This window comes from Pseudoalteromonas sp. S4741 (assembly GCF_005886135.1).
GTDB lineage: Bacteria > Pseudomonadota > Gammaproteobacteria > Enterobacterales > Alteromonadaceae > Pseudoalteromonas > Pseudoalteromonas tetraodonis.
Window position 1 is genome coordinate 1 of sequence record NZ_PNCN01000008.1, and the last position, 8,195, is coordinate 8,195.

An 8,195-nucleotide genomic window follows, 5' to 3' on the forward strand; every position below is an offset into this window, starting at 1 on the left:
AATTAGCCATTCACTTCGAAGGTAGGCTACAGGGCGTGCTATAATTTTAGCAATTTAGTCTGACCCAGAATTCTGAACGCCCTCAGTTAGTTGTCGCCTCAAGTTAAATTTTATGCCGCCCGCATTTCTTCTTTTTTCTCCGGATTTAAATTTACTTCATTTATCATTGACCAATCTCGTGACTTTCCTGACCAGCGACTTGGGTTATTCAATTTAGCAGCGTCGTTTACCTGCTGACGCTTGGCTAATATTTCTTTATCTAAACCTGAATGACGTTGGTTTGGCGTCACAAATTTTATACCACTGTGTAGATGCTCATTATTGTACCAATCAACGAACCCACTTACCCATTCTCTTGCTGCGCTTATATCTTCAAATGCCTTTTCTGGGTATTCTGGGCGATACTTTAACGTTTTAAATAGCGACTCAGAATACGGATTGTCATTACTTACTGATGGTCGACTAAATGATGGTACAATGCCTAACTCCTGTAATGTTGCCAACAATGTCGCGCCTTTCATTGGGCTACCATTATCTGAGTGCAACGTGACTTGCTCGCGCTTTATTTGCTCTCTACTGCAAATATCCTTCATTAAGTCTGCGGCTAATTCACTTAATTGTGTGTCGTAAACCTGCCAACCAACAACCTTTCGGCTAAAAATGTCCATCACTAAATATAAGTAGAAAAACTGCCCTTTTACGCTCGTTGGTAAATAGGTGATATCCCAAGTATATACTTCATTTGCACGCACGGCCTTGAATGCTCTTGGCTTTTTCATTGGCTTAGTTGGTTTCACTTTTTCTCGATGCGTTAATAAGTTATGTGCCTTCATAACCCGATAAAACGAACTTTCAGACGCTATCCATATGCCGTTATCAAGCAGTTTAGGGACTATTTTACTGGCCGGTAAATGCCCATATTCGGGTGAATTAACTGTATTAATAATGCGCTGCCGCTCTAACTCTGTGAGACGATTTGGCGCCCGTTTTTCCGTACTCGTTCGCTTGTCAGTCATATCATCTGCTTCAATCCAGCGCTGAACTGTTCTTAGTGTCAGCCCAAGTAACTCACATGCTTTTTCTTTCCTTGCCCCTGCATCCTGTGCGTTAGTAATAAGCGTTATTAATTCATGTCGCTCAGTTGGTGTTGTTAATCGTCCTCGCTGAAACCCCAGAGTGCATCCGCTTTTTTTTTGAGAACAAGCAGAGCGGCTGTTTCAGCTAAAGCTTTATCTTTACGATTCAGTTCTTTTTGCAGCTGTTTTATCTCTTGCTTGAGCTGTTTACTGTCTGATTTTACCGTTTTATTTGAAGGCGATGTAGCAAAGTCCTTCTTCCACTGTTGAATATGATGTGGGTAAAGCCCTTTATTACGGCAGTATTCATTCATCGCAGCCTCATCTAAACTTCCACACTCAATAATCGCGTTGAGTCTTTCTTCTAAACTCCAATCTTGTGGTCGTTTTTCTGCTGTCATTTGGCTACCCGTCTGGTGTGTTTCAAGTTGATGTTTTTTTGCTAGCGCTATCCAACGTTGAAGCGTTGAATAACCGACACCTAAATCATCTGCAATATCTTCTAGGCGGACATCATCACACTGAGATAATGCTTTTTCAACCGCTTGAACTTTAAATTCTTGTGTAAATCGACGTCTCATTTTATCTGCCTCTACTAAATATTAGAGGCGACAACTATCCTGACACAGGGGGAAACACATACAGGTCAAATCACTATAAAACCTTTGGTTCAGGTGTTAGAAGATTTTAAAGTTGATGATACTAGCGCTTTTAATTCGATTGCTTTGTGGGAAAACAGAGCATTGAATATTGCTAAACATGGCACTATTCACTTTGGCGATGACACTTGGATAAGCTATGAAGAAACGCAAAGAAATGTGAATTTTAAAGGTGTTGATGAATTAGCATATCAAATTCGAATTTATTCACTAATTAAACTCACACATGGTGATGTTGTAGGCGGTAAACCTCTAAAAATCTCTACACTTCAAAATGATGTAACGTATCTAAATTTAATTGCAGCCTTCTTAAGACAAAGAGGTTATCACTCATTTCATGAGTTGGAGTTCAAATCTGACTTAGTTATTAGGAATCTCATAAAAGACTATTTATATGAAGTCGGGAAAATAGCTATTTACAGACAATCACACTCATTTACTAAACTATTTGACGTGCAACGAAGCTTTCGTCTTTTTGGCCCTAAGGTGTGTAGTGTTTTTATTGATGTGCTTAACCAACTAAACGAGTTACACCATCCGAGACCAGTCACTTATTCGCACCCTGTCATTCCTACTAAAGTAATGAAAAAAATTCTGAAGTTTGCAGAAAAAATAGTTGAAAACTCTAAGGATAAGATAGAACGATGGCTAGAATTAAATGCACGCTTAATAGATAGTTTACATGAAGGCTCCATTGAACCACCGCCCAAAATGAATACAGGTGAGCTAATAGCAAAACATGTAAGAAACTTACCCAATGAAGAGGAATTCATTCAATTATCCGAAGAATTAGAAGATTTAAAATTAGCCACATACATTAATATCTTGGCCTATACAGGTATGAGATATAACGAAGTACTTACATGCAAGGTTGGCTGTGCCAATTACAAAGATGATATTTATTACATTACGGCAATTATGACCAAAACCGACAACAGTAAGGTTGAGATGGAATGGTTTTCAAACGCTGAAGTACATGAGTGTGTTGGTATTTACGAAAAATATGTGATCGGTATGCAAGAAAGGGCAAAAGCTGTACTTTCTTCATGCAGAGCCAATATAACAAGTAGTCAAGCACACAATTTGAAAGAAGGGTTAGAAAGAAACCGTCTTTTCGGGGTTTCACATAGTAGCTGTAGTGTTAGTTTTAGCGATACTGGGCGATTCACAAAATTTGAGGTTAAAAACAGTGAAAACATTGAGCTTTTTGACTTAACTCTAGACGATGATGATATAGCAGAGCTTGAACGCCTTGAATCTAACTACAAAGAAGTTAGAGGAGAGAATAGAGGTGTCCCATACGAAGAAGGCGATACGTTTAGATTAACCGCTCACATGTTTCGACATACGTTGGCCTACTTTGTCATTGCCAATAAATTAGGTGAGCTTGATGATATTAGATATCAATTTAAACATTTAACTAGCCTAATGACGTTTGTTTATACTCGAAGAGCATTTTTGGCCTCAACAACTTTAATTAAAACTACTGAAGAGTTTAATGAGATTTTAATTGACCGTGTTGCAGAAGAGTTAATAGATGAAGCCGAGTCACAATCACTTAAAGGTGGTGCTGGTGAGCAAATTAATAAAACATCTAAAGATCTGATAATAGGTATTACTGATAGTCAAAGTAAAGATTCGACTGTGATTAAGCAGATCCATTTCAGTTCAATTGAAGAACTGAAAAAATTTCTCGTCAAAAATATTAAAAACATACGTGGCTTACCTACGGGGTACTGCACTGCGGGAGAAGCTTGCAAGATAAAAGGAGCAGGAATCCCTAGTGGCTGTGTGTATTGTGGTAGTAAAATCATTACCAAACGCCACAAGGTCAATTGGCAAATAATAAAAAAAGAAGCAACGCAGAAACTAGAGGCATATGCGGCATTAACCAAAGAAGAGCAAGAAGATTACGAGCTATTTGCTATTCACTGGAAAAATAATATAGCAGCAGCTGACTATGTATTAGATGAAGGCAAAGCGCATACAAACCAAGGAGAACAAGCATGAGTAGCGCATACGATGATATAAAACGTGCTTTTGAAGAGATGAAATCTGATGGCAGCAAGATAACCAAAAATGCAGTAGCAACGAGAGCTAAAAGAAATATTGCAAATCTATCTAAAGAAGAAGAAAAATGGGTAAAGTTACGAGAAAATATTGAAAAAGCTCAATTAACTTGGGAAGAAAAAAATAAAGATAATTTAATAAAACAACTCAGAACAAAGGTAGCCGAACTAAAAAGCAAGCTTGCTAAAGAAAAGCAAAAAAACGAGATTGACCCTAAGGAAATCGATAAGGATTTTGAAAAGCTACTGGTGCGATTACAAGAAATGTACGCTGAAATAGATAAGCTCAAACTGATTAATGCTGATTTAAAAAATCAACTTCAGCACTCAGGGCAACATACAGAAATAAGAGTGGATACGTCTACTGGTGAAATTATTGAATTAGTTTCAACGAAACAATAGATTAGATGTAGTAGCTCATATCTCATCTTACAGTTTTGTTGATTAGGTTTAGACTTCACCTGACAGGCAGCAAGAGCGAACAAGAGACGGTCAGAGTGATCTGGATATGTGAACTTAATTCTACAAAGCGGACGCTTAGCGACCCCGTTCATGCAATAAAATTGAGTTTAGGCAATCCGCATTAATTGTATAATGATGTCTCTGCTTCTAAAGAGTATGTTTATGAGAACCATTGGAAAACTGGCAAAAGATTTAGATATCAATGTTGAAACGATCCGCTTTTATGAGCGCCAAGGTTTAATAGAGCAGCCTCCAAAACCCGAATCAGGTTATCGAAAGTATGACGAGACACACGCTAATCAACTCAAATTTATTCTGAAAGCTAAAGCATTAGGGTTTACGCTGAAAGAAATTGAATCACTGATGTCACTAAGTAGCAGTTGCGCTGATATAGAATCGATGGGATTGCAAAAACTTAATCTCATCCGTAATAAAATTGCTGATTTACAGCGGTTAGAGAAAGTAATTCAAGATATGACAGATTCTTGCAAGGCCAATCAAGACCCTCAATCCTGCCCGGTAATAAATTCACTTAAATAGCTATTGACCCCGTACTTATGTACGGAGTTTATACTACCTTAAAAATTGAGGTGGATAGTTATGATCAATAAAATTCTAGATAAAGTAGGTTCTGGTGGCGTTTGGCTAGCCGCCCTTAGTTGCACAGCATGTTTTCCTGCGCTCGGCTCATTGGCATCTGCGCTTGGGTTAGGTTTTCTTTCACATTTTGAAGGGATAGCGGTGAACACCTTATTGCCATTATTTGCTTCACTAGCGTTGTTAGTTAATTTCTATAATTGGTATCAACATCGAGAGTCATTAAGAGGCATTTTAAGTGTCATTGGCCCAATTGCAGTATTGCTGACCCTTTATCCTTTATGGCAATACGACTGGAGCACTTACTTATTTTACTTTGGGATCATTTGGATGGTCGTAATGTCTATTTTAGATATTGTTAAGCCCATTAAGGAACCAGTATGCAAGGTATAGAATTAAAATCTAAGATAACTTGCCCTGAATGTGGATTTAGCAAAGTTGAAACCATGCCTACAAACGCTTGCCAATGGTATTACGAATGCGAAAGCTGTAAAGCACTACTTAAACCGTTCAAAGGTGATTGTTGCGTTTACTGCTCTTATGGAACAGTTAAGTGTCCTCCTATTCAAGAAGGCAATGCATGTTGCTCAGGTAAGTAGCCTAGTATTCGGTGGTTCTGTGCCAACCAAGTAATATCTTAAATGCGATTGCGATTAACACTAAACCACCAAATAGTTCAGCTTTAGACTCCAGCCATACGCCACTTCTTTCGCCGATATTCACACCAATCTAGCTAAAGGCAAACGTCGTGACGCCTATTATCAAGCAAGCTACGGCTATGTCTACCTCAAGCAATGTGATTGCATAACCTGCCGCCATTGCATCAATACTGGCGGCAATAGCAAGAACAAATAGCACACGATGAGTAACATTAGCAATATCTTCTTCAATTCCTTCAGATTGGGACTCATAAATCATTTTTGCCACCGATAAATAATAGCAAAATAAAAGCTATCCAAGGTGCATAATCTTCAATCCAAGATGATCATCCTTTACCGCTGTAATAGCCTAAAAGAGGTATAAAGCCTTGGAAAAATCCAAAATAAGCAACGGCTTTAATAAAGAGTTTTTCAGCATTTGCTACTTTTTTAGAACCTAAGCCTATGGATACTGCAAACACGTCCATACTGAGTGCTATAGCTAATACAAATACTTCAAACAAATCGATTAAACCTGAATAAAATTGTTATAAGATTACGTGACGTATAATTAGTTACTTGACTGATGTTAAACACCTAAGGTTTGCTGACAGTTGCTCAATTATCGAAGCCTTATTTTTACACCAAATTTCAGCCAGATATTCAGTAACAGTGCCAACACTTGAAGGAAACAGAATATTCCCCGCCACTTTGGCGAAAGGGCCATCAGTTTCGAGTAAAATCCTATCTTGAGGTATCCACGATATTACTTTTTTAGCTCTGGCTGAAGTAAGCATGGCTGGCCCAATAGAAAAGAAACAGCCTAGCTCGACGGCTTCTAGAACTTGCTTCTTAGTACCTAAAAACCAATGAAGAATAGAAGTACCAGCATTGGGGTATAACTTAAGTTGTTCAAGTACTTCACCTGTCGCATTAAGACTATGGATAGTTAGTATTTTGTTATCAAAGTCTTCACATTTTTTCAAAATATGCGTGAAAACCTCTAATTGATCATCAAAGTAATCAGCATAACCTTTTGAGCCATCCAGCCCAATTTCTCCAATATATCTAGTTCTATCAACTAGCTTATCGAATAGAGGTAGTTCATTTTTCCTTAAATGAGCAAGTTGAGGGTGCAGACCCAAAGCCGTTTTACAGTGTTTTATGTCACTTGTTAACTGGACAGTACCTTCAAAAGCTGACGGCACCGTAGTTACTGATAGCACGTAATAATTACTGCTTTTTATGTCGTTCAATACCTCTTGATAATCTGGATATAAATCAACATGGCAATGAAGATCCATCATGATGATTTATCCGCTTGGAGAAATAATTCAACCTCTGCTAATCCTCGCTTAATAGTTGATTCTAGTTTTTCTCGTATATCTTTATCTTGTGGTATTGGTCCTGACTTTCGAAGCCAAGAACGATAATTGTCAGTCTGTTTCAACCGGATAATGGCAGTTTGAACCGCTTGGAGATCATCGCGAGTATCTTTTTCTTTAATAAGACCTCTCAACCGCTTTGTCTTGTATGGCGCATCTTGTGTAAAACCAGCATGAAAAACTGACGCTCTTCGAATAAGGCAAGGTACACAATGCCCACACTGTTTATGCTCTCTGTGCCAATGACTACAAGAAACACTCAGAGGAACTGCTTTTCTAATTGCGTCTTGATCAACACATTCCGCTAACATTTCACCTTTAGTTTTGAATTGATAGGGGTTTACAAATTTGACATGAAACCCAGTGTCTCTAAGCAAAGATTCAAGCCTGCTTAGAAAATTAGGATGAGTAGTTCTAGTACTATGGCTACCAATCCGTCTTCTGGTAAGCGGTGGATTTATAGAAATATAGCCATTCTCAGGGACGACAATAGTTTCAATACTGCTATCGCAATTAGCATTTCTTAAGGCTGATATACCAAGTACCGCCATAGCTAGGAAGTTGAAGCTTCTTCCCCTCATGCTAATGTCAGTTTTACCTTCTAACTGCTTGATAATATGAGGAGACATTGAATAGGACAATTCGCCGAATGGCGGGGACAATAAATGCTTAATATCTTCCTGTTTTGCGCCATCACCACGATAAGCGTGACTAACCAAAAGCGGTTTTAAGGCTGACTCTCCGTTTAAAATGTCAATTGCACCAACTGCGCTATCAAGACCTCCTGAAAAAAGGCAGACTGAGTTGAGTCCAATTAATGATTTTGCTTTTGCTTTCGCTTGCTCACTTGTTTTAGGAGTCGGCATCGGCATAGTTGTTTTTTCAAAAGTAAACTGCCATTGATCGCCCGTTAGAAAGTTGAGCAAAGAACTTAGTTCAGGCTCAACAGTATTCCACATATCCTCATCGGTAACAGGAACATGTAAATGCATTTTTCTAGCCCATGCATTTTCTGCATTATCCCTCAATTCAAATGTATCAGCGGCGGTAACAGCGGTTGCAATTGTTATCAGATCTATTGCATCAGCATCTACATTCAATCCCAAATCACGAACTGTTTGTAGTAGTTGTTTTGACACTAAGCTGTGCTTAGTGATGTCATTTTGATGCGTATGGAACATCTGGACAGGATGACAATCATTAGGGGCTGTTGATCTTTGTAGTACATATATCAATCAGCCCACATTGGTAGCCACATCATAGTAAATGCTAAAGCGAGCATTGAATGATAATTTCGTTCAAGCTATTT

Annotated in this window: 8 protein-coding genes and 1 pseudogene; 5 read left to right on the forward strand and 4 right to left on the reverse strand. The window is 38.4% G+C overall.

The features are described 5' to 3' along the window. Positions 1–110: 110 nt before the first annotated feature. A protein-coding gene (locus tag CWC30_RS00990; protein ID WP_138626187.1) for an IS3 family transposase occupies positions 111–1,657 on the reverse strand; the annotation gives its coding sequence in 2 pieces (ribosomal slippage) (positions 111–1,177 and positions 1,177–1,657; 1,548 coding nt in all). 93 nt (positions 1,658–1,750) lie between these two features. On the opposite strand from CWC30_RS00990, the gene CWC30_RS00995 reads away from it, so the two are divergent. The 5 genes from CWC30_RS00995 (at position 1,751) to CWC30_RS18540 (ending at position 5,462) form a co-directional block, all read left to right on the forward strand. Beyond that, a complete protein-coding gene (locus tag CWC30_RS00995) occupies positions 1,751–3,745 on the forward strand; it encodes a site-specific integrase (protein ID WP_249929802.1) in 1,995 nt (664 codons plus the stop codon). Next, on the forward strand, positions 3,742–4,206 hold the full coding sequence (locus tag CWC30_RS01000; RefSeq protein WP_016708220.1) for a hypothetical protein: 465 nt from the start codon (positions 3,742–3,744) through the stop codon (positions 4,204–4,206). The genes CWC30_RS00995 and CWC30_RS01000 overlap by 4 nt, the downstream gene beginning before the upstream one ends. A 222-nt stretch (positions 4,207–4,428) precedes the next feature. Beyond that, the gene (locus CWC30_RS01005; protein WP_016708221.1) at positions 4,429–4,806 is read left to right on the forward strand and encodes a MerR family transcriptional regulator; all 378 of its coding nucleotides are present in this window, start codon (positions 4,429–4,431) and stop codon (positions 4,804–4,806) included. Positions 4,807–4,866: 60 nt separating this feature from the next. Beyond that, positions 4,867–5,256 carry an organomercurial transporter MerC gene (merC, locus tag CWC30_RS01010; protein WP_016708222.1) on the forward strand — a complete coding sequence of 130 codons (390 nt, stop codon included), beginning with the start codon at positions 4,867–4,869 and terminating at the stop codon, positions 5,254–5,256. Further along, positions 5,244–5,462 (forward strand): GDCCVxC domain-containing (seleno)protein, encoded by a 219-nt coding sequence (locus tag CWC30_RS18540; protein WP_062566147.1) that lies wholly within the window; start codon positions 5,244–5,246, stop codon positions 5,460–5,462. The genes merC and CWC30_RS18540 overlap by 13 nt, the downstream gene beginning before the upstream one ends. Position 5,463: 1 nt before the next feature. Here CWC30_RS18540 and CWC30_RS01020 read toward each other — a convergent pair. The 3 genes and pseudogenes from CWC30_RS01020 to qatC all read right to left on the reverse strand — a co-directional run bounded on the left by CWC30_RS01020 (position 5,464) and on the right by qatC (position 8,025). After that, positions 5,464–6,025 (reverse strand): annotated as a pseudogene (locus CWC30_RS01020) (manganese efflux pump MntP). A gap of 51 nt (positions 6,026–6,076) precedes the next feature. Then, on the reverse strand, positions 6,077–6,808 hold the full coding sequence (qatD, locus tag CWC30_RS01025) for a Qat anti-phage system TatD family nuclease QatD (protein ID WP_138626189.1): 732 nt from the start codon (positions 6,806–6,808) through the stop codon (positions 6,077–6,079). Beyond that, positions 6,805–8,025 carry a Qat anti-phage system QueC-like protein QatC gene (qatC, locus tag CWC30_RS01030; protein WP_249929803.1) on the reverse strand — a complete coding sequence of 407 codons (1,221 nt, stop codon included), beginning with the start codon at positions 8,023–8,025 and terminating at the stop codon, positions 6,805–6,807. Before qatC ends, qatD begins: the two co-directional genes overlap by 4 nt. Between the last annotated feature and the right edge of the window lie 170 nt (positions 8,026–8,195).